A 20,366-nucleotide genomic window follows, 5' to 3' on the forward strand; every position below is an offset into this window, starting at 1 on the left:
AAATCCCTCGAGAAGCGGGCGCACAAGGGAGGGACTGTCATTAGAGCCCAATAGCGCTAGCGAGACTGGATCACTCTCTGCTACCATTTCAAACCGATATCGCATTTCCCTATTTCCAGGCATCATGGGGCATTTGTGATATGGCGTCAACCAGACCACTAGGATGAGCCTTAATCAATGTCCCTTACGGTGGATAAATAGGTAATTTATTTTTATTATTGCTCATGCAGATGGGGGTTTTTTGAGATTTTTATTCTAATTGAGAGCTATTAATACAGATACACGCTACGCCCAGCCTTAGCATTCATAATGGTATCTTTTCAAATAGTTAGCGCGATTCATTCATACGCAAAAGTTGGTTGGCGAGCCTTCACCCGGTAAATCGTCAACGTACCGTTTCGTCGCGCTGCATGCTGGCGAAGGCGCCGTACAGTAACTGCTTGACTGATTGCTTGGCTATATCCACTTGCTCCGGCGTCTTTCCTGACACAATGGCGTTGTGCACCAGCCATTGAGTGGCAAACAGCAGCGACTTGAAGAATTCCATTGCGGGTGCCTGCCCGAATTGCTCCAGCGCCCAGTGCTGCATACGCTCGGCGGCAATGTCATAGGCCTGGTTGATAATCCGATGGGCCGTAGAGTTGGGGTCTGCCGATTCCAGGTAAAGGAACTGGGCAACCGTCGATCGCTCTAGAATGGCATCAACCGTCTGGCTGGACACCTGACTTACCCAGTCCTCATTCCCGTAGTTCATCAGGTCGGGGTTGAGGACAGCGAGCACGTGCTCGTTAACGGAGGTCTGGTAAAGGTGGCTGATCAGGCTGTCTTTGTCGGCAAAACAACGATAGTAAGTGTCGCGTGACACGCCGGCAGCCTTGCAGATGTCGGAGACCGACGTGACGCTGCTACCCCTGTTGGCGAACAGCGCAACGGCCGCTTGCACAATGACTTCTCGCTGCGCCTCGACACCCGGTCGGTTGCGCACTGTCGGCGTATCTTTACTGGCTGCTGTCACTGCATTCTCTCCACTCTTGCTCACTGCCCCCCCTGATTCCCGCTGCTGACTGGCTGGCAACTACTTGACTTTAATCGGACAGCCGTGTCATCTTAATCTTATCTGACATGGCTGTCTGCTTATTTTATACGGCAGGCACCCGTATCGCAAAAGGAGCCAATGATGTCTGCGCACGAACAACTCAGCCCGCACAGGGTGAGCGATCAGCACGCTTTCGTGACCGGGGCCAGCTCAGGCATTGGCAAGGAGTTCGCGCTGCAATTGGCAGCGCAGGGCTACACCCTTACGGCGGTGGCGCGACGTGAAGCGCGACTGCAAGAGCTGGTAAGTCAGCTACCCGGAGAGGGCCATCAATACCTGGTGGCCGACCTGGGCACAGACGCTGGTGTAAGGCTTGCTAAAGAGGCGCTGCAGGGCAAGCGCGTGAACCTGCTGATCAACAACGCGGGGCTAAGTGTGTTCGATCCGTTCTTTGCCTCTGAGCTGGAAGCACAAAGCAATATCCTGTCGGTTAACTGCGCCTCGCTGATGACACTGGCGCATGCCTTCCTGCGCCAGGCGGAGCGCGGAGACGCGCTCATCAACCTGAGCTCCATCGTGGCCTTCTTGCCCACCCCCGCGCAACCCATGTACAGCGCCAGCAAGGCATTCATTGCCTCGTTTTCGGAATGCCTGTGGGAAGAGCAGCGTCCCCGCGGTGTGTATGTGATGGGACTGTGCCCGGGCATTACACAGACAGAGTTCATTACCAGCGCAACGGGTGGGGAAGCCGATGGCCAAAACCTGCCCAAGGCGCTGATACAGTCACCCCAGGCGGTAGTGGAGGAAGCATTGCGGGCACTGCAAGCGCGCAAGAAAGCCATTGTAGTGACCGGCAGAATCAATCGCATGATGCTGCTGATGCCACGCATTCTGACACGTCATCGCCTGCTAAAAGTACTCGCCGTTGTAGGCGACCCAGAGAAGGCACTGTAATGCGCCCGGCCACCCTGGAAACCGTATGCGAGACAGAGCGGGTGCGGCGCAGCCACCATCAACCTGCGCAAGTATGCGTGCCCGCTGTACCGCTTATATGCGTGCCCGCTGTACCCCTTAGTCGTAACACTAACTGACCGGAATAAAAACCATGACCACGTCAGCATCTGCAGTAGCGTTCACCCAACTCGCTCCTGAGCGCGCACTCTCCCAGTCGGCAAGAACCATCTTCCTGGTGACCACATCGATCTGGTCCGCTGCGACCATCACCCTGATGATTCTGTTTTATGTGGGCGTGCTGGACTTTGTTATGAGCAGCAGACTCTCCATGTACTTCATCAGTGTCTGGCTCAACGTCTGGATCCTGGTCTGGTTCATGCGTCGCCATGCCGGGCAGGCGCAAATGGACTTCTGGCACGACCTGCTGGTGGTTTGGATGCTGTGCTACGCAATCACCAACATCCAATGGGAAATCCCGTGGTTTATTTTCTCCCGGGTGGTCTTTGAGAACCTGCATACCCTTGAGGACCTGGTCGCGCAAACGGCTTACATGCGTGAATCACCGTGGCACATGTACTACTGGGTCCTGGGCACCTTCGGCGTACTGGACCTGCGTACTGTGAACCATGACGGCACATTCTTCGCGCTGGAGATGTTCTCCTTTGTGAACCTGGCGATGACCTTCTACTTCTTCCACCTGAACAGGATACGCTCACCCTATCGCTACCTTCTCGTCATTATAGGTTGCGGAGAACCCATAGCGGCCACGGTGATATTCAGCTTCTCGGAAGTGTTCGACGGCTTCGTCAATATGCCGGGCGATGTCTGGGACACGCTACTGGCACTGGTATGGACACAGTACCAGTACATTGTGTTCCCCATGATATTTGGCGCACTGGCATCGAAAATGTTGCTGGATGACCTGCGACACAGCGCCCGCGTGGCAACAACGTAAATGCCGTAACAGCCGCCCTAGCCCGGAAACAGCAACAGCAATGCGATGCAGGTCACTACCACCCAGGCGTTGGTTGCCACGCGCATTGCCAGGGGAGCAAAGCGAATTTCCATAAACTCGTAAGCCACGATTCTGACTTTAACGAAGGCAATCAAGAGAATCAGGGTATTACGCAGGCCATCGCTTAAGCCCGACGCACCCCCGTCCAGCAGGTAGGTCATTGCAACCGTCACCAATACCAGCAGGAGCCATACCAGGGTTTCGCGATGAAGTGGCATAAGCTAACTCAACTCACCAGGTAGACCAGCGCGAACAGCACAATCCACAGCACATCGACCAGGTGCCAGAAGAGTGTACCGCCCTCCAGGGCCTGGCTGGATGGGGCCGTTGCAGACCCACTGCGCAGACGCAGCCAAAACCACAACAGCACCGCAGAGCCTATGATCACGTGCAGTCCGTGAATACCGGTGAGCATGAAGAACAGGATAAAGTAGTCATTGCTGTCTACCGAAATCCCCAGAGAGAAAAGGTGCTGCCATTCGATCGACTTGTTTACCAGGAAGAGGATGCCCGACACCCCCGCCAGCCCCATCAACCTGGCTGCACGATCAGCCCGACCGGACCGGACCTGGCGCATGGCACTGGCGGCAAACCATGAGCCCGTTAGCAGTAGCAAGGTATTGGCGAAGCCGATCAGCGTATTCACCTGCGCCTGCGCTTGCGCGAAAACCGTTGGGTCCTGCTGCCAGTACCAGGCGTAGGTGGCAAAAAACAAGCCGAAAACCATGAAGTCTCCGCCCAGCAGCACCCATATGTCGGCGCCACCGGGTATCACCCCGCGGCGCTGGTCTCCTGCGGTAGCGCTTGCAGTACTGACGTCAGGCGGCGGCACGGTCCGACCCGGCAAGTGAAATAATCAGCCAGGCTGTCGTCCCCAGCCAACCGAAGAACACACCAAAGGGCAACCAGAACGCCAGCAGTCCATCCCAGGCGAAAGGCCCGGTCTTGAACAAAATGGCAAACATGCCCGGCAGAAACAGTATTCCCACCCAGATACAGAAAAAGCCAAACCAGCGTGGAAACACGGGCCGCTGGCTTTTATCTGTCAACACTGCCAGGCCAATTGTCAGTGCCTGCAGTGCCGGTGGCGGTGCCACCGCGACCAGCATCAGCCAGGCAAAGTCACTCAGTAGAAGAATATCCTCCGCCGAGCGCTCGGGGCGAAAGACCAGCGTGGCATACAGCATCAGCACAATGATAGGTAGCGCAAGCGCAATAACACCGCAGGCAAGTTGCGTCAGGGCCAGGGTGTAAGAACGCGTGGACATTCGCAGCATGGCAGCCGACATGGCCGCGAACAGGGGCAGGATAAGCGTTGCACCCAGCAACGCAAGCACCGTGCCCAGCCGAACGCCCATGGTGTTGTCCAGGTAACGCGATGCAACGTCGGGTGCGTCACTCGCGGGCGATGGGGGCGGCACAAACCCCATCAATAGCCAGAAGCCGATGCCGAAACAGATGATGCCAAGCAGGCAAACCCAGCCAGCCATGGCGTCGGCCGGTGCATGGGTCGATGGGCAAGCCGCTGTGTCCTGGGGCGTTGTGCTCATGGCTAAAGCCTCTCCGGAAGCCCGGAAGCATGGGCTGAATGAAAACGATCGCTGCGAAGACTATAGCATGCACCGTTTACCGGCTGGGGTCGCTTACAATGGCGTGCAAACCCGGGCGTTAATTGGGACAATCGTGGACCTGATTCACTGTCCAAACCAGCCCGAGGCCAACCCTATGCACCTTCATCGCACACTCACATTGCTGGCCTGCCTGCTACCCAACCTGTTAATGGCAAGCGAAGTGGACATAGCAGCGGCGCTCGATCGTTTTCACGCGGCCGCAACAGCTGCCGATGAAGATGCGTACCTGGCGGAGGTTACCGATAACATGGTATTCCTTGGAACGGATGCCAGCGAACGCTGGCAGGGTCAGGCCTGGCGCGACTTTGTGCACCAGCACTTCAGCGAAGGCCAGGGCTGGGAGTATCGCCTGCAGCGGCGTCACATAACGCTGTCAGCGGATGGCGCAAGCGCCTGGTTCGATGAACTCCTGGATAACGACCAACTGGGTCTGTGTCGCGGCTCCGGGGTGCTGGTCAAGGACGCATCGGGCTGGAAGATCAGCCAGTACAACCTGAGTATGCCAGTACCCAATGAGATGATCCTGGGCGTTGCCAGGGACATTGCCAGCGACACTTCAACGCCTGCAGGCGAGCCTTCGGCGCATTTTACAGAGGAGGCAAAGGAAGCAGAGGAAACAGAGGAGGAAGCCGGGAAGCGCTGCCCCAAACGACACAAGACCAACCGCAGGGCGAATTGTTGAGCGTCAGCAAAACGGGGGCACACCACCCTGCCACGTGTATCGGTTCTCAACTCTCCAGACAGTGAGTTCGCCAAACTGCTGCCATATGCGCAAGTGGCGTTACGCAGAATCCCTATTCAGTATCAGCAGGCACACCGCCAGCAGGACAGTGGCAAGCACACCGGACGCACCAGCCAATGGCAAATCGCCGAACACATCTCGACCTGCCGCCATGGAGGCGCTGTTGCTTACCAACGCGACAACACCAGTAGAAGCACTCGCCCTGCCCAGCAGAACCGAGCCTGCACCAATGATCTCCAGGCCAATCACCAGCAAGCCCAGGGCCAGCAGGACTTTCGCGGCGTTGTAGACCATGAAGGAAAAAGCCACTACCGCACGTGCTGCGGGGGTGACGCCCTCAACGTTAGCGGCTGCCTCGAAGAAAGGGCCGAACATGGTGAGACCCACGCCCACCTGAACAACGTTGAGTACTGCCGCCGCGGTAATAGCCGCCCACGCCAGTTGGTGGCGCCGGGTCTGAACCAGCGCAGCGCCGGCAAAGGCCGCAAGCAGCGTGAATAATATACTCTCGGCTCCCCATAACAGTTGACGCGGCACATCGGCACCTGAGGCGTAAAGAGCGGTGTAGATTGCCTGGGTAATGGCGGCAATGAGTAGCAATACGGCTGTGATCTGCGCGTTGCGCTTGAAAGTGAATTCCATGTCGGCGTCCTGTGCAATGTTGTTTACTGAACTGTGTGATCGCGTTGTGGTGACTAAGTTTCAATTCAGTTCAAATCACCGCCGTTATAACCACCCAGAACGGTGAGATCCAAAGCCGGCTTTGGCCTGGGCATTTACGCGCTGCCCATCCTGATGGCACCTGACGCGCCATCCTCTGCCGAGGTCGAGGGGCTGCAGAGCCAGTCCGCTTTCAGCGGCACGTTCAGGCGAGACCTCGCCGACAGCGATTTCCTGCACTGGGGAGAGGGTGATGTGTCGATCGGTGAATCCGCAGTAACCCTGCTGGGCTGTATCGCGCTGGGGCACTGGTCCGTTGTCGGCCCGCGCCCGGAGTCAAGCTGTTGCGGATTGTGCAAAGTGCCGGCCAGCCGCGCTACCTAACGCTGGTCGTAGTTATAAATTCCATCCCCGTCGCTATCCAGGGCGATCCGCTTTCCGCTGCCGGGAGGCACGCAACTGAATGTGAAAGCACGTTCCGGCTGCTTGGCCAGTTGCTTGATCGCGGCAACCGAAAGCGGGTCGGCGCTAGCGCTGTCGAGGTGGAAAAAACCGTCAGCGCGTAACCAGGCACCGCGTCGCTCACCTGCGACCACGCCATGGGCCACCAGGTCGCACTCAGGGCGCTCGGTCTCGGCCAGCGCACGCTGGATCATCAGGTCCAGTCGCGCTGCCGCTGCCGGGTAGCGCGACGAGGCATCCAGGGTGACCTGCTGGCCGACGACGGGCGCCAGGTTGGAATCTGAGGCCATCACGAAATCAATAATGGCGAAACGCCGTTCATCGTTGGCCGCCAGGTTGAACTGAATAGCAGAGAAAAAGTGGTCCAGCGTATCCATGCTGCCGTCGTGCAGGTAACCGAAACCGCGTACCTGGTCGCCCTGGTGTGCGTTGCCGAAAGCCATGAAGTTGGGTGACAGCCCGAACATGCCCACTTTGGTGTACAGGTTGCGGAAGTGCGGCACCTTGAAATCCTCGGTGATGCCCGGCCCCTCGTCGCTGACCCTGCCCCCGGTGCCGAACTGATTGCGCAGCGGGTCCAGGGTATGACAGTCGTTGCACAACAGGTTGCCCCCGGTGGTGACCTCGTTGAAGTAGATCTGCTCGCCCAGTTGCTGCGATGGATTCAGGCTGTTGTCCAGCGCGCGCAGGGGGTTGGGTGGCGGCACCAGGGTAAGGGCAAAGTCGGTGAACGCCTGCAGGTCCGCCTCGGCCAACTCGCTCTGTCGGCCAAGCAGGCCAACAAAGGCGCCGCGAAACTCCTTGAATGCCGCGGCCTCCACCGATTCCAGCCTGCCATCCACCACTTCACGGTTGCTGCCGGTGCGGTCTCCCCGCCAGTGCATCGGCCCGGAGTCATTGATGCCGCGGAAGGTTTGCGTTGTCATCGGCCCCTTCATGGGGTGGAAGGTGGCGCCGGGTTCGGGCCGTCCGCTCTGGGTGAAAACAAGCGGGTTCGGCACCACTTCTTCATCCGGGTTGCCGAGGTCCCAGGCCAGGTGGTCGGTGTCGCCGAAGATATGACAGGACGCGCAGGCGGTCGTGCCATTGCTGGAGGTCAGCGTGGCGTCGTACAGGAACGGCCTGCCGTTCACCACGTGCGCTGGCTCGGGGTTGGCCAGCACCTCAACACCCGCCACTTGCAGCGACGAGGTGTCCACCGTGACCACACTGTTGTTGTAACGGGCCAGCACATAGAGGTATTTGCCCGCCGCATCCAGTGCCAGCCCGGTGGGGCCACCACCGGGTATCTTCACCTGCCGGCCGCCGTCGGGCTGGTAGCTGCCATCCAGCGCGTCGGCATCGATGGCGGCGACCTTGTTCGAGCCCATCGCCGCGACGTATACGCGCTCCCCGTCGGGGGATACCGCGATGCCCACCGGCTGCGCCAGGCTGCGGGCCTTTATCGCTGCGGGCACACCCTGCCCCTGCGGCACGCTGTAGTCGACGTGCGGATTCAGGTCGACCGCCCGCACCTGCTGATTGTCGTCGATGACGCTGATACGACTGTCTGCGATATGCCCGCGCACGCTGCTGCCCAGGGTGCCCGGGCCTTCGAAGCGCACCTCGTTGCGGGCCTCGAAATTGGTCACGTACAGTTCCTGCCGGGCGGTGTTGTAGGCCATGTTGAACAGGGTGGTGCCAACGCCGCTGGCCCGGTCGATCTCTCGCGGCACCGGTGCATTGGCGTTGAGGGTAAACACATCGTAATCCGGCAGCGACAACCTCACCCGCTCGCTCCAGTCGTTGCCCGCCTCGTCGCGCCACGCCTGGCCATCGTACTTGACGATCAGTCCGGTAGCGGGCTGCGGTTCGCCGTGGACGCTGGCATCGGGGCCCGGTTTACCGGCGTTCACTTCCGGGGCGTTGAAGATGGTGGTGGTGCCGTTGCCCGACATAAATACCGCAGCGTACACCCGGCTGCCCGACGCGTTGGTGGCCAGCGCCCGCGGCACGTCGCCAAACAGGTTGATCACTGTCAGCGGCTTGCCGCTGAACACGAAATCCTGGCTGGCGCTGTCAAACACCCAGATGTCCGCTCGCGGGAGCCCAGCCTCGCGGTACTCCTCCAGGGGGTAGCCGCTATTCTGGCCTCTGCGCGCCGTGGTAATGAAAGCGCGCCTGCGCTGCGGCCCGGCAAAGACAATATCGCGTGGCTCATCGCCCACCTGCAGGGTGCGTACTACCTGCGGTACCTCGGCACCTACATCCACGATGCTGATCGAGTCCGACAGGTGATTGACTACCCACACCTCGTTATTGCTGCGGGCAGCCACCGCCACCGGCTCCAGTCCCACGGGCACTGTATGCAGTGGCGTCAGCGCGGCCCCGTCCACAGCGAATATGTCCAGCGTGTTGTTAGGTGTATTGGTGACAAACAACCGGCTGCCATCCGGCGACAGCGCCAGGGGGCGCACCTGGCCACTCTCGAAATTGACGAAGTCGGTGGTGGCGAGCGATTCCAGCAGGGAACCCCTGATCACGCCATCGGCGCGATTGCAGCCTGATGCATCATAGGTGCCGTCGAGGCTGCCTGCGCTGATCTCTCCCAGGAAGGTCACCTGGCAGGCATTGCTGGCGGCGGTGAAAGTGAAAGCCCCCTGCTCGTCTACCTGGCCATCCAACTCGAAGGGTACCTGCAAGAAGAAAGCGCCACTGATGCGCCCGTCGCGCACCACAAAGCTGTCGAAGGCCAGGGTATCGGCGCTCACCTCGTAAACACCGTCGTAACTGAGCGCAGGCGCTGCATCGGCAACAAAGGTAGCGGAAACGTTGCGGCGGCGCGAGTTGATGGTGAGGGTGCACTGGGCAGCGCTCGTATTCGCGCAGTCGCCACCCCACGACTGCAGGCGGTAACCCGGCAAGGGCTCCGCCGAAAGGGTGACGCGCGAGCCCGCCGCATAACTTGCTGCGCAATGCATGCCGCAACGCAACAGGCTGTCCTCGCTGCGCACCACACCGCCCGGGGAAGGTGTCGCTGCCAGTACAGCGCCGGCACCCTGCTGGAAGTGGGCGCGCACAGCCCGATCAGGGGTACGGGCGCCAACGCTCAGCTGGCAGGTCGCCGCGCTGCCGGTGCAATCACCGCTCCAGCCGACAAAGCTGTAGCCGGCATCGGCGATCGCTTCCAGGGTATCGTTCACCGGCTCGGCACTGCCATACCAGGCGACACAATCGCCCTGTTCACCCGAGCAGTCTATCTTGGAGGATGCAGACAGCACCTTGCCGCCGGGGTCGGTGCTGACGTCCAGACGGCAGGCGCTCAACACCAATACCGCTGCGACTAGAAAAACAGGCTTAATCAAATTCGAAATCATCCACGTCTGTCGCCAGGTCCGCAGCAACGGCAGAGTCCGTTGTGGCGTAGCAAAGCGTACTTTAACAAGAGCCTAAAACAGTACAGCAGTGGAGTCTACCGCGGTACTGCCATGATCCAGTACCGTGAGCAGTGGTCTGGATTGCACCTGGCCCACGCGAGGCTGACAAGCTGAACCCGCGACCCGTTGCAGGCAATTTTTTAAACATGAGAGGGGGATGGCGTTGACGGACACGACCGCGCAGGTGCCGGTGGATGTCCATATGGGCCTGGCCCGGGAAGCGTCGCAGGTCGGTAATCGCAACGCGAGGTAGCGTCACTGTTTGAGTTTATCGCCGGCGACCTGCTGCAGGGCACCAAGCTGAAACATCAGCCTGAGCGGGTCGAATAGCGGCCACACATCGGTAATGCGCCCATCCTGGATGCGAATCACGTCTTCGCCAAGTACATCTATCTTGCGGGAGGTCGGCGCAACGCCCCTGAAAGGGTGCTCATGGGTTCCAGTCCAGCGCCAACGCACGAAAACGCGATCACCCTCGGCAATGGGCTCCGCCACCATGGTGATCCTGGTATCCGGGAAGGCATCGTGACAGGACTTGATGATCGCCACATAGGCATCCGGCCCCTGCGCCGGATAGCCTTCACTGTGCCGCGTAAATTTCTCAGCGAGAAGTTCATCCGCCACTTCGAAACGAGCCTGGTCCCACAGCTCCGACAACCAGCGACGGACCAGCTCCTTATTTGCAGATTCCGTATTGGCTTGCGCTCGCAAAGCAGCCAGCTCCCGGTCCTCACCGGCGGCGTTGGCATACGGCAGCAGCGCCAGTAACAGAACGCCCAAACCCAGGGCAATCGCGCGCGAAAAGCGCTCAGAAACAGCGTGCTGCATAAGCCTCTCCTGTCATCAAAAAAAACCTGGCCGCGAACTACAGACGTAGCTGACACCGCGCACGGGGCGCCGGGCCAACCCCGCCCGGACGGGGCAGCACTCACGCTTCGCTGAGCGACACAATATGCCCGCTTTCTGGCTGCAGCCGGCCGGCCAGCACCTGGTGGTAAACACGGTCCGTCTGCGTCGGCCCGAGGTTGGTTTCCACCTGCATCCACTGGCTGACGAAGTCGGTGAAAGCCTGCCACTCCTGCGCCAGGTTTTGCTGAAACCGGGGCGCACCCCACTCGGAGATGCGTTTCTCCGCCTGGGTTGGCGCAAAAAACATAATCGGTTCGGGCCCGGGCAAGGCGCCGGTAGCGCCCATCTTGTCCCAGTGCGACGCGCCCACCAGGCAACTGTAGCGCAGCTGCGTATCGACATGGCGGTGAATCCGCGATAGCAATTCCGCATTGCCGGCAAAGTCCACCACCACGGTCGGCGCCTGCGCGTCCAATTGCTCAAGCTCCGGGTAACAGAGAACCTGGTCGTAACAGCCCAGGCTCTCGACAAAGCCGCGGTTGCCCTCGGAGGTCAACCCTATAATCCGATAATCGCGCTCGCGCCCGGCGCGGTGTCGATGCAACAGGTAGGCCATACCCAGCGCTGTTTTGCTGGACGCGCTGGTCAACAGCACGGTATCGGCGGCAAAAAAGTTGTTGTCGCTGAGAAAATCGTCCAGCAGGAAAGATGTGGTAAACAGCGGGCGCAGCAGCATCTGCAGGGCTTCGGTGTCCTGCCGGTACAATGGGTCTGCGGCGCAGCGCAGGTATTGGTTGTAGATAACAGGCAAGGACTGGCGGTGCGGAGTGACATCGACAAAACTGCCCCGCGATAAATGCCCGGGCGTTACCACCAGGTGGGTTGCCATGGGCCAGTAACCGTACAGGCGTTCACCCACGTCGAGCCCCTCGCAGCGACTGGCTGCCACCTCGGCAAAGCCCCAGACCGGTATCACGCCCATGCCCGGGGCGGTGGGGAAAAACTCCCAGTAGCGCAGGGCCACACCGGTTGCGGCATAGCTGATATTGTTCGCGGTGAGCGCGAAGCGATCCACACGCAGCAGGGCCTGGCCCGGCTCGAGTTCATCCGCTTCCGGCAGGGCCACCTCGGCGATGTCAGTGCGGTCAAAATTTTCCCGGTCGACCCGGAACTCCAGCCCAGTGGTCATAGCCTTCCCCTACTCTGTTTTAAACGCCAGGCCGGCATTGGCCTGCAGGCGTTGAAGCAACTCTTCACCCATAGCCGCAGCCGGTGTCCAGATGCCGCCGGCTGTTGCGATATCATCGAGTGCCAACGCCACCGCACTCTCGGCAATCATTTTCGAGGTGGAACCGTAGCCCGGGTCGCGGTCACCGGTTACCGAAATCGAGATAGTGTCCCCGCTGTTGCTCTGGCCCTGGAACAGCAGGTCATAGAAGCCGGCCTCCTGTTCCTCGCGACTGGGCCCCTCGCCCGGTTGCGGTTCCTTGTCACCGGCAACGAGGTTCGGCTCTGCCATTGCCCTGGCCATAGCCTCACCCTTCTCGCCCGGACCGGTAAGCACCATTTCAGTGTAGGTAAAGTCCGCGCCATAGGCATGGCCCTGCAGCGCATTGGAACGATGCACATTGGGTATATTGATCTGCGCCATAATGAAGGGCGCCGCCCAGCTGCCGATGTCCTCATCATAGGCGGGCTTGTGGCTTGGTGGTTGCGGCACGCCTTCCGCACCCGGCACCAGGCAGTACGGGTCCTTGAGCCGGGTGAGAATAGAGGGATCGCCGGCGGCCGCGGTCATGGTCGCTTTCAGGCTTGCCACGGTGCCGCCGGATGCATGCCCCTGCATCGCGCGCACCCGCCCCTTCACATGCGTCAGGGCGGCCCCGGTTTTCTCCCGCGCGACCTGTTGCAGGTAGTACACACCCAGGTCGAAGGGAATCGAGTCAAAGCCGCAGGAAAATACAATGCGCGCACCCGACTCCCGGGCCGCATCGTTGTGCTGCTCGATCATTTGCCACATCCAGTTGGGTTCGCCGCACAGGTCCACGTAATCGGTACCGGCAGCAGCGCAGGCTGCCAGCAGGCCCGAACCATAGAGCTGATACGGGCCCACCGCAGTGAGCACAACGCGCGTGCGCTCTACCATTTCCTTCAGCGCGGCCGGGTCTGCGGAATCTGCCGTGATCACGGGAATCTCCCCGGACAGTCCCGACTCGCAGGCCGCCTCGCGAATCTTCGCCTCGCTGCGCCCCGCCAGCGCCCAGCGCAGGCCCTCGCCCACCCCGTAGCGCTCCGCCAGGTACTCGGCGATCAACTGGCCGGTAAACCCGCTGGCGCCGTAAACGATCACATCGAACTCTCTGTTGTCTTTCATTGCGGGTGCTCCTGCGTAGTGTTGTTTCTGTTGCATGGTTTTGGCCCGTTTCAGCCGTCAAACAGCGTCACATCCTGTTCGGCTATGCCTTCCAGAAGCGGGCTCTTTGCGGCGCGCTCGAACGCGGCGGCGATGGCAGCACTGCGATGCTGCGGCACCACACTGTAGTTGGGATGGGTAAAAATATACAGCTCGCCCTGCTCCAGTGCCTCCAGCACGCGCGCGCTCACGACCTCAACATCGATCCCGTTTTCCACAGCCTTTGTAGTCACCTTTGCCATGTGCAATACGTCAGGTGTAGGTGGCGAGAGCGGTGCATAGCGGGCCTGGCGGTTGCGATGCGACAGGTGGATACGCGTTTTCACGAAGGCCGGAGCCAGCACTGACACCTGCACAGGCGTGTTTTTCAGCTCGTCATACCAGGACTCGGACAAGGCGACGACGGCGGCCTTGGTGGCAGTATAAGCGCCGCCAAGGGGCGCGCCCGCCATACCCGCCATGGAGGCGACATTGATCAACCACGCGGCCTCACCGTGCTCTTTCAGGAGCGGAATGAAGGTATTGGCGCCGTACACCACGCCCATCAGGTTGACATCAATAGCCCAGCGCCAGCCTGGCTCGTCCAGCGTTTCCAGGGCACCGATTCCACCACCCACACCGGCGTTGTTGATGAGCATGTGCACGGCACCGAAACGCTGCACGGCCGCTTCCGCCGTGCGCGACCAGTCCTCACGCAGTGCCACGTCCATGGCCACGGCGAGCACCTCGATGCCGGCATCGCGCAGCGCCGCCTCGGCACTGGCCAGTTGCGGCGCCTCGATGTCTGCGAGCACGATATTCATACCGGCCTTGCCCAGGGTCAGTCCCAGGTTGAAGCCGATACCGTCAGCGCCGCCGCTGATGACTGCTGTCTTGCCCTTTAAATCCAGCACTTACTGGTCCTCCTTAAATTTGCGCGCTGACTCGTCCGCCAGCACGGTGTACGGGTTGTTTGGCGATAAATCTAAAACCGGTCCTCAGCGAACACGCCCTTGCGATCACGGTACATGCGCGCGAGGGAGTTGAAGAAAAATTCCGGCGACAGGCGTTTCATGCGCCAGCCCCAGCGCGCATCGGGCTGCGTCATCACGTACAGGCGTCGGCGCTCGATGGCGTCGAATACATCCGCAACAATTTCTTTTGCGGAAACCTGCGTCTGCTCGAGCTGGCGCTGCAGCATCTTTTCACCGCGGGTGCTGTCGCCAATGTTCTCACCGAGCGAGCTGGCGAATACCGTCGGACAGACCACGGTCACGCCGATATCGTATTTGGAAAGCTCAACCCGCAGCGTTTCCGAGAGTGAGATCACCCCCGCCTTGGCGACGTTGTAAGGCGCCATTTCCGGTGCCGACAGCGTGCCGGCACTGGAGGCAGTGTTGATGATGTGGCCGCTGCCCTGCTGTTTCAGCAGGGACGAGAACGTGCGACAACCGTGTATCACGCCCCAGAGATCCACATTGATGACCCGGTGCCAGTCTTCCAGGGCCACTTCATCAACCTCTCCGGCAACGGCGATACCGGCATTATTGAACACCAGGTCCACACCGCCCCAGGCCGCGACGATATCCGCGCGGGCGGTATCCAGTGCCTCCGGCCGGGTGACATCCAGCTCCCTGTCGATGACCTCCGCACCCATCGCACGCAGCTTCTCCGCCACATCGTGCAAGCGCGGCGCATTGATATCAACGATAAACAGCTTCCACTGCTGGTGGGCTAGCTGCTCACAGATCTCCAGCCCCAACCCGGCAGCGGCACCTGTTACGAAAGCGCGCTTTTCTGGAAAGCGACGGTCTATCCTGCTCATGTGATTGTTACCTTTTCTTGATAAAGCCCCGGCAGGCTGCCGGGGAAATTCAGGGTCACTCGCCGGCCTGTTGCCTGGCATTGCGGGTGCGCCTGAGCGCGTCCTGCGAGGCGGACATCATCACCGCCGTGGTCACACCAATCATCAACACACCGTTTATCGCCTGCATGGGGCCGAGAATCCGGTGCGCGGGCGACATAACAATATCGCCGTAACCCAGCGTGGCGAAGTTCACCGCAGAATGGTAGACCGCCACCACAATGTCATCAAACTCGCCCAGGCCCAGAAACAACAGCGCCCAGATAAAGATCTGCAGAAAGTTTCCCATCACCATGACCACCATGACACCGCTAATCAACAACAGCGTACTGAAGAACGATGCCGAGCGGGCCCGCCCCTGGTAGCGTGCATAAAATTGCACGGCAATCGCGACCAACAGCGCCTGCACCACCAGGCACACCAGCATGGCGCCGAGGCCCACCATGAAATTCACTAACACTACAGCGGCCCTCCATCGCCCACGGCCTGGCGAACGAATTGCCTGCGCTTGCGCAGCCATTCGAGCGTCACCAGGGTCCACCAGGCGTATACCGTAACACCGAGAAACAGCCCCAGCCGCACTGCCGAGGCTTTGTACGGGTCTTTTCCAGACTCCGTATCACCGACCGCCGGGCCAATAAAAATAAGCAAGGTGATCATCACGTTGGACCAGAAACTGGGCGTGAAGCGAGTGGGCGCGACGCCATAGACCCTGGCAATGATGAAGACGCCGAAAGCCAGGGTCCACAACGTGTACATCCACAGCGTGGGCGACAGCTTAAGGCACCACCACATGACTACGGCAAGCAGCGCCGCCAGCAGGGTGGAACCGATCAGTTCACGCCCGGCGACACGCATGTCGGTCTCCGACACCTGCTGCCCGAGCGCCACGGACTTCATGATGATAGGCGCATACAGGGTGGGGTTACTCAGCACCAGCAGGTAGCTTGGGAAGACGATGAGCGTGGCGCGCAAGGCAAGCCAGCTCGACTGCGCGGGCTGTGGTGCAGGCGGTTGCGGCGCCGCGCCCCCATCCTCCGGGAAAAACGGGTATACCAGCCACTGGCTTATCACCGCGATTGCCACGTTCACGCACATGGCCTGGATCAGCAGCCAGCCGATGCCATAACCCATCAACCCGATGGCGGAAATCATGGCGATACCGACCGTCAGCAATGCGCCGACCATGGCCTTGCCCAGGTTCAGCGTCACGTAGTTGGCAAGAAACAGGCCCGCCAACGCCACCATCAACCCTACCGCGGGGTAGTGCTGTAGCAGCGGCACCAACAGCAGGCCGCTACCCAGGGTGACGCACAGGGCCAGCACCAGGCCGAGCAGGCCTTTTGGCCCCAGCGGCGGCTTGGGCGCCGCGCCGAGCATAAACGCAAACAGGGGGGCGATAAACGGCAACGCCTGCGCCGTGCCATAGGCCAGAGCCAGTGACAGCGCTACACTCAGGCTGAGCCGGAATACACGCTTGGCGGCAACAGGCATATTAGTAAGCGTAGGTCATCACGCTCATGAAGCGGATGTACAGCTTGCCCAGCCAGCGCGTCAGCCAGGCTTTGTCGCTGTAGGCGATCACGGAAGCCTGCCCGCCAACGCGAAGCTGCGACAGCAGTGCGTCGTCATCGCGCACGGGAAAACGCACAATGACCGGGAAGCGTTGCGACTGGCGCAACCAGTCCCGGTTATTGCTGACGCTGGGCAGCGTCCCCGGCGGCGGCGGTTGGGACGCGCTGATGCCAAGGCCGATATTGCTGATCTCGCCGGCAAATACCTGCCCCGGCAACACGTCGAAAAGGATTTCTACCGGGGTACCGGTCTGGATATTGCCGAGGTTATTCTCGGTAAAATCGGCCTGCACCCAGACATCACTGAAGGACACCATGGTCATCAGTGGGCCGCCGGCGGCCGCATACATGCCCACATCTGTGCGCAGGTCGGTGATGACCCCGGCTGATGTTGCCCTGACCACGGTGCGCTCCAGGTCAAGCTGCGCTTTTTCCACGGCGGTGCGGGCGATCTTGAGCAGGGTATTGTTGTCATCGTCAGAGTCCCCGCCCTTGGCCTCGATGGCCTGTGCAATGCCCGCCTCGGCTGCCGCCACCGCGGCCCTGGACTGATCCAGTGTGGCCCGGGAGATTTCCAGGCGCCGCATCGAGATGGTACCCGGATCTTCCTTGTAGAGTCGCTCCAGCCGCGCAGTGTCCTTCTGCGCCTTGACCAGGTTTGCCTGCGCAGAGCGCAGGTTGGCCCGTGCCGCTTCCACCCCGGCGTCGCCGGCATCGACCTGGCGCAAGGTGTTCTCGTAATCTGACTGCGCCTTGGCCAGGGCAATCTCGTACTGGGTGGTATCAATACGGAAAAGCTGCTGCCCGGCCTCTACCCGCTGGTTGTTTTTGACATTCACCTCGACCACATAGCCAGACACTTGCGGCGCGATGCCGACCACGTAGGCCTGCACCCGGGCCTGTGTGGTATAGGGTGTGAACCGGTCTGCGCTCAGGTACCACGCCAGGCTCAGCAGGATCAGCGCGGCAATCACCACGCCACCGCGCCTCACCGCAGCCGGCGCCTGACCCTGCGTGTCCTGGCTTTGCGTCGCGCCGTCGCCTGTCTCTGTCTCTGCTTTCGCTTCATTCATAGCTTGTTAAACCTGTCAGGGTTGCGTTGCCACCGGTAACGGCGCATCCAGCATACCGTCCCAGTCAGTGCGCTCGGCCATGATTGCACGGATGGGCTCCGGCACCAGGTCGTCGCCATTGGCCGGCTGCCAGCCACCGCCCACTGCCTTGTAAAAATCGATCACCGCGCTGATATGCGCACCCTGGTTGGACACGTAACTGGCGGAGCGCGCTGCCAGCGACTGCTGCGCGGTCAGCACGCGCTGGAAGTCCGAATAGCCTTCCTGGTAGCGCTTGGTGGACAGGGTCAGGGAGCGTTCCGCAGCGGCCAGCGCATCGGCGAGAATGCCCTGCTGTTCCATGGTCTTGACCACACTGATTGCGGCGCCGTCAATCTCCGATGCCGCCGCCAGCACGGTCAGCTGGTAACGTTCTATCGCCTGCTGCAGGCGTGCATCCTGCACCCTGACATTGTTTTCGAGACGGCCGTAATTAAACAGGTTCCAGCTAAAGGCCGGGCCAAAACCCGTACTGAGAGTATCGTTGGTGCCACTCAGTGAATTACCCGACCAGCCGATAGTGCCAAACAGCGAGATTGCCGGGTAGAGATCGGCACGGGCAACGCCGATCTGTGCAGACTGTGCCGCCACCGACCAGGCTGCAGTGCGCACGTCAGGCCGGCGCAGCAACAGGTTGGCGGGGAAATCGTCGATAAAGACCGGGTTTAAAGTGGGCAGGTCGGGCGAGACCGCGGCCATTTCCGGCAGTTCGCCAGGGGCTCGCCCCAACAGCACAGCCAGCGCGTTCTCTATCTGCCGCAGCGCAATCTCCAGTTCCGGGATGGTGGCCATCGTCGCCAGGTACTGGGTCCGGGCCTGTTGCACGTCCAGTTCAGCGGACTGTCCACTCTCGAACAGGTTGGTCGTAATCTCCAGGCTGCGCTTCTGTAAACCGGCGTTCTCGCGGGCAATCTCTATCTGCCGCGCCGTGGTGCGATAGGCGTAATAGGCATCAGCTACCTGCGCGGCGAGTAACACCTGCGCATTCTGCTGGTTGGTTACGGAAGCGAAAAAGGCCGCATCGGCAGACTCTACACCGCGCCGCCAACGCCCCCAGAAATCCAGCTCCCAGGCCACGTCAAACCCTGCACCGTAGCTGTTCAGCTGACTGTGGTCCCCGGAGTCATCACCCTCGGTGGGCCAGCTATCGACCCGGGTCCAGTTGCCGCTGGCACGCTGCACCTGCGGGTAACGGCGGCCGGTAGCGATACCCAGCAGCGCCCTGCTCTCCAGGATCGCCAGGCCGGCAATACGCAGGGTGGGGTTCTCCGTCCGCGCGGTCTCTATCAACTGGTTGAGGATCGGGTCATTGAAGGCCTGCCACCAGAAGCCGACATCCTGCGCCTGCTGCGGCGCCGAGGTCAGCGCCTGGCCGTAGAGATCTGTCTCCCACTGCTGCAGCCAGTCAACCGGTGGCTCCTCGTAGTCGGGTCCGAGGTTGGTGCAGGCCTGCAGGATGATGGCGGCGAGTGCGACAGTGGCCGCTCGGCGGGCTGGCATCATTCCCCGGCCTCGGCCACCTCTTGCGCCGTGTCGCTGTCATCCGCTAACGCCACCCACTCCATGAATATCCGGTAGCCCACAGCCAGCACCACGGCACCGACAAACAGGCCGACAAAGCCCGTGGATATCATGCCGCCCAGGGCCCCTATCAGGATCACCGGCATGGGCGCATCGACGCCGCGGCCCAGCAGCATGGGTTTCAGGACATTGTCTGCCAGGGCTGTCAACAGCAGATAGACCGTCCACACGATGTTCATGGCCGTACCGGCATCACCGTTATTCCACAGCCAGATGATGACCGGCAGCATGATGAGGATAACCGGCAACTGCATGATCGCCATCATCAGCACCACAAATGCGAGTATGCCCGCTGCCGGGACATCGGCGAGCATAAAGCCGGCACCGGCGAGGATACCCTGGATCAGCGCCACTCCCAGCACGCCTGCCGCCACGGAGCGAGTGGTCAGCGTGGCGAGGGAATGCACCCTGGGGCCGTGCTCGGACCCGACCAGCCGATTGAGTATTGCATACAGCGCTTCACTGCCGCTGCGTCCGTAGGCCATCATGATCCCGGAAACGATGAGCGCGCCGATGAACATCAGCACATAGCCTGCTGTGCTCTTGGCGACCGCCACACCCTTGGTCAACAGCGACTCTATCGTGGTGCGGTTTTCCTCGACGAATGCGGGCAGGTTGGCGGCAGCCTTTGACCACGCGGAATACACTTGCTCACCGATCAACGGCCATTCCGCCACCGCATCTGCCGGCGGACGCAGGGCCAGGGTGCCGGCCTGGTAGCCATCGGCCACCTGCATCACGTGCTGGGCCGCAGCAGAGCCGATAATGGCAACCGGTATGCCCACGACCAGCAGGCTGATCAGTATCAGCAGCGTCGCCGCCCGACCCTGCTTGCCACCCAGCCTCGCTGCCAGGCGCTGGTGGGTCGGGTACAGGGTCACCGCGAGGATAAGTGCCCACAGCATCAGGCTCATAAACGGGCTGAATACACGCAGCGAGGCAACGACCATCAGCAGGATAAGCCCCACCCTGATGAGTCCGTCGGTGAACTCGGCGGCAGTCAATGGATGGTCGGGTTTACTGGCATTACTCATACGAACTCCCTGCACCGCCAGAGCGGCATCAGCGCCGGCTGCCT

At 60.8% G+C, this 20,366-nt stretch carries 20 protein-coding genes; 4 read left to right on the forward strand and 16 right to left on the reverse strand.

Annotation, left to right across the window (positions count from 1 at the left end; all coding sequences use genetic code 11):
• Positions 1–385: 385 nt before the first annotated feature.
• A complete protein-coding gene (locus F0M18_RS18160; RefSeq protein ID WP_188109799.1) occupies positions 386–1,039 on the reverse strand; it encodes a TetR/AcrR family transcriptional regulator in 654 nt (217 codons plus the stop codon).
• A gap of 138 nt (positions 1,040–1,177) precedes the next feature.
• Between F0M18_RS18160 and F0M18_RS18165 the strand changes: the two genes are divergently transcribed.
• Both F0M18_RS18165 and F0M18_RS18170 read left to right on the forward strand, forming a co-directional pair.
• Positions 1,178–1,990 (forward strand): SDR family NAD(P)-dependent oxidoreductase, encoded by an 813-nt coding sequence (locus F0M18_RS18165; protein WP_188109800.1) that lies wholly within the window; start codon positions 1,178–1,180, stop codon positions 1,988–1,990.
• A gap of 151 nt (positions 1,991–2,141) precedes the next feature.
• Positions 2,142–2,945: a hypothetical protein gene (locus F0M18_RS18170; protein WP_149612888.1), complete on the forward strand. Its 804-nt coding sequence runs from the start codon at positions 2,142–2,144 to the stop codon at positions 2,943–2,945.
• A 17-nt stretch (positions 2,946–2,962) separates the two neighbouring features.
• Here the strand turns inward: F0M18_RS18170 and F0M18_RS18175 are convergent, their stop codons facing one another.
• Genes F0M18_RS18175 through F0M18_RS18185 form a run of 3 tightly spaced genes read right to left on the reverse strand, consistent with a single transcriptional unit; the run spans position 2,963 to position 4,555 of the window.
• Positions 2,963–3,223 (reverse strand): cytochrome C oxidase subunit IV family protein, encoded by a 261-nt coding sequence (locus tag F0M18_RS18175; protein WP_149612889.1) that lies wholly within the window; start codon positions 3,221–3,223, stop codon positions 2,963–2,965.
• An 8-nt stretch (positions 3,224–3,231) separates the two neighbouring features.
• Positions 3,232–3,837, reverse strand: a complete 606-nt coding sequence (locus tag F0M18_RS18180) for a cytochrome c oxidase subunit 3 (protein WP_149612890.1) — start codon at positions 3,835–3,837, stop codon at positions 3,232–3,234.
• Complete coding sequence (locus F0M18_RS18185; RefSeq protein WP_188109801.1) at positions 3,824–4,555, reverse strand: hypothetical protein; 732 nt, start codon at positions 4,553–4,555, stop codon at positions 3,824–3,826. Before F0M18_RS18185 ends, F0M18_RS18180 begins: the two co-directional genes overlap by 14 nt.
• Positions 4,556–4,730: 175 nt before the next feature.
• Here F0M18_RS18185 and F0M18_RS18190 point away from each other — a divergent pair, with 175 nt between their 5' ends.
• The gene (locus F0M18_RS18190) at positions 4,731–5,318 is read left to right on the forward strand and encodes a nuclear transport factor 2 family protein (RefSeq protein ID WP_188109802.1); all 588 of its coding nucleotides are present in this window, start codon (positions 4,731–4,733) and stop codon (positions 5,316–5,318) included.
• A gap of 99 nt (positions 5,319–5,417) precedes the next feature.
• Here F0M18_RS18190 and F0M18_RS18195 read toward each other — a convergent pair whose 3' ends face one another.
• Positions 5,418–6,020 carry a thiamine biosynthesis protein ThiC gene (locus F0M18_RS18195; protein ID WP_149612893.1) on the reverse strand — a complete coding sequence of 201 codons (603 nt, stop codon included), beginning with the start codon at positions 6,018–6,020 and terminating at the stop codon, positions 5,418–5,420.
• A 102-nt stretch (positions 6,021–6,122) separates the two neighbouring features.
• Between F0M18_RS18195 and F0M18_RS18200 the strand changes: the two genes are divergently transcribed.
• A complete protein-coding gene (locus F0M18_RS18200) occupies positions 6,123–6,422 on the forward strand; it encodes a hypothetical protein (RefSeq protein WP_149612894.1) in 300 nt (99 codons plus the stop codon).
• Here F0M18_RS18200 and F0M18_RS18205 read toward each other — a convergent pair.
• From F0M18_RS18205 to F0M18_RS18255, 11 genes are all read right to left on the reverse strand, one after another.
• Positions 6,419–9,805, reverse strand: a complete 3,387-nt coding sequence (locus tag F0M18_RS18205) for an InlB B-repeat-containing protein (RefSeq protein WP_223178010.1) — start codon at positions 9,803–9,805, stop codon at positions 6,419–6,421. The genes F0M18_RS18200 and F0M18_RS18205 overlap by 4 nt on opposite strands.
• Positions 9,806–10,171: 366 nt before the next feature.
• On the reverse strand, positions 10,172–10,744 hold the full coding sequence (locus F0M18_RS18210) for an ester cyclase (RefSeq protein ID WP_149612895.1): 573 nt from the start codon (positions 10,742–10,744) through the stop codon (positions 10,172–10,174).
• A 100-nt stretch (positions 10,745–10,844) separates the two neighbouring features.
• A complete protein-coding gene (locus F0M18_RS18215; protein WP_149612896.1) occupies positions 10,845–11,954 on the reverse strand; it encodes a DUF2855 family protein in 1,110 nt (369 codons plus the stop codon).
• 9 nt (positions 11,955–11,963) lie between these two features.
• Positions 11,964–13,139 (reverse strand): saccharopine dehydrogenase family protein, encoded by a 1,176-nt coding sequence (locus tag F0M18_RS18220; RefSeq protein ID WP_149612897.1) that lies wholly within the window; start codon positions 13,137–13,139, stop codon positions 11,964–11,966.
• Positions 13,140–13,189: 50 nt separating this feature from the next.
• Positions 13,190–14,071 carry an SDR family NAD(P)-dependent oxidoreductase gene (locus F0M18_RS18225; protein WP_149612898.1) on the reverse strand — a complete coding sequence of 294 codons (882 nt, stop codon included), beginning with the start codon at positions 14,069–14,071 and terminating at the stop codon, positions 13,190–13,192.
• A gap of 71 nt (positions 14,072–14,142) precedes the next feature.
• Positions 14,143–14,982, reverse strand: a complete 840-nt coding sequence (locus F0M18_RS18230) for an SDR family NAD(P)-dependent oxidoreductase (protein WP_188109803.1) — start codon at positions 14,980–14,982, stop codon at positions 14,143–14,145.
• A gap of 55 nt (positions 14,983–15,037) precedes the next feature.
• The gene (locus F0M18_RS18235) at positions 15,038–15,481 is read right to left on the reverse strand and encodes an ion channel (protein ID WP_149612900.1); all 444 of its coding nucleotides are present in this window, start codon (positions 15,479–15,481) and stop codon (positions 15,038–15,040) included.
• A complete protein-coding gene (locus F0M18_RS18240) occupies positions 15,481–16,515 on the reverse strand; it encodes a DUF2955 domain-containing protein (RefSeq protein ID WP_149612901.1) in 1,035 nt (344 codons plus the stop codon). Before F0M18_RS18240 ends, F0M18_RS18235 begins: the two co-directional genes overlap by 1 nt.
• Position 16,516: 1 nt before the next feature.
• Positions 16,517–17,668, reverse strand: a complete 1,152-nt coding sequence (locus F0M18_RS18245; RefSeq protein WP_149612902.1) for an HlyD family secretion protein — start codon at positions 17,666–17,668, stop codon at positions 16,517–16,519.
• A gap of 15 nt (positions 17,669–17,683) precedes the next feature.
• A complete protein-coding gene (locus F0M18_RS18250) occupies positions 17,684–19,210 on the reverse strand; it encodes an efflux transporter outer membrane subunit (protein ID WP_149612903.1) in 1,527 nt (508 codons plus the stop codon).
• Complete coding sequence (locus F0M18_RS18255; protein WP_149612904.1) at positions 19,207–20,322, reverse strand: AI-2E family transporter; 1,116 nt, start codon at positions 20,320–20,322, stop codon at positions 19,207–19,209. Before F0M18_RS18255 ends, F0M18_RS18250 begins: the two co-directional genes overlap by 4 nt.
• Positions 20,323–20,366: the final 44 nt, after the last annotated feature.

Origin of the sequence: Pseudohalioglobus sediminis (assembly GCF_008370495.1) — a bacterium.
Classification (GTDB): domain Bacteria; phylum Pseudomonadota; class Gammaproteobacteria; order Pseudomonadales; family Halieaceae; genus Halioglobus.

Bases quoted from the DNA above. Each gene is read 5' to 3' on its own strand.
- F0M18_RS18165 (WP_188109800.1), top strand. From the start codon at position 1,178: ATGTCTGCGCACGAACAACTCAGCCCGCACAGGGTGAGCGATCAGCAC.
- F0M18_RS18170 (WP_149612888.1), top strand. From the start codon at position 2,142: ATGACCACGTCAGCATCTGCAGTAGCGTTCACCCAACTCGCTCCTGAG.
- F0M18_RS18175 (WP_149612889.1), bottom strand. From the start codon at position 3,223: ATGCCACTTCATCGCGAAACCCTGGTATGGCTCCTGCTGGTATTGGTG.
- F0M18_RS18185 (WP_188109801.1), bottom strand. From the start codon at position 4,555: ATGAGCACAACGCCCCAGGACACAGCGGCTTGCCCATCGACCCATGCA.
- F0M18_RS18190 (WP_188109802.1), top strand. From the start codon at position 4,731: ATGCACCTTCATCGCACACTCACATTGCTGGCCTGCCTGCTACCCAAC.
- F0M18_RS18195 (WP_149612893.1), bottom strand. From the start codon at position 6,020: ATGGAATTCACTTTCAAGCGCAACGCGCAGATCACAGCCGTATTGCTA.
- F0M18_RS18210 (WP_149612895.1), bottom strand. From the start codon at position 10,744: ATGCAGCACGCTGTTTCTGAGCGCTTTTCGCGCGCGATTGCCCTGGGT.
- F0M18_RS18215 (WP_149612896.1), bottom strand. From the start codon at position 11,954: ATGACCACTGGGCTGGAGTTCCGGGTCGACCGGGAAAATTTTGACCGC.
- F0M18_RS18220 (WP_149612897.1), bottom strand. From the start codon at position 13,139: ATGAAAGACAACAGAGAGTTCGATGTGATCGTTTACGGCGCCAGCGGG.
- F0M18_RS18230 (WP_188109803.1), bottom strand. From the start codon at position 14,982: ATGAGCAGGATAGACCGTCGCTTTCCAGAAAAGCGCGCTTTCGTAACA.
- F0M18_RS18240 (WP_149612901.1), bottom strand. From the start codon at position 16,515: ATGCCTGTTGCCGCCAAGCGTGTATTCCGGCTCAGCCTGAGTGTAGCG.
- F0M18_RS18245 (WP_149612902.1), bottom strand. From the start codon at position 17,668: ATGAATGAAGCGAAAGCAGAGACAGAGACAGGCGACGGCGCGACGCAA.
- F0M18_RS18250 (WP_149612903.1), bottom strand. From the start codon at position 19,210: ATGATGCCAGCCCGCCGAGCGGCCACTGTCGCACTCGCCGCCATCATC.
- F0M18_RS18255 (WP_149612904.1), bottom strand. From the start codon at position 20,322: ATGAGTAATGCCAGTAAACCCGACCATCCATTGACTGCCGCCGAGTTC.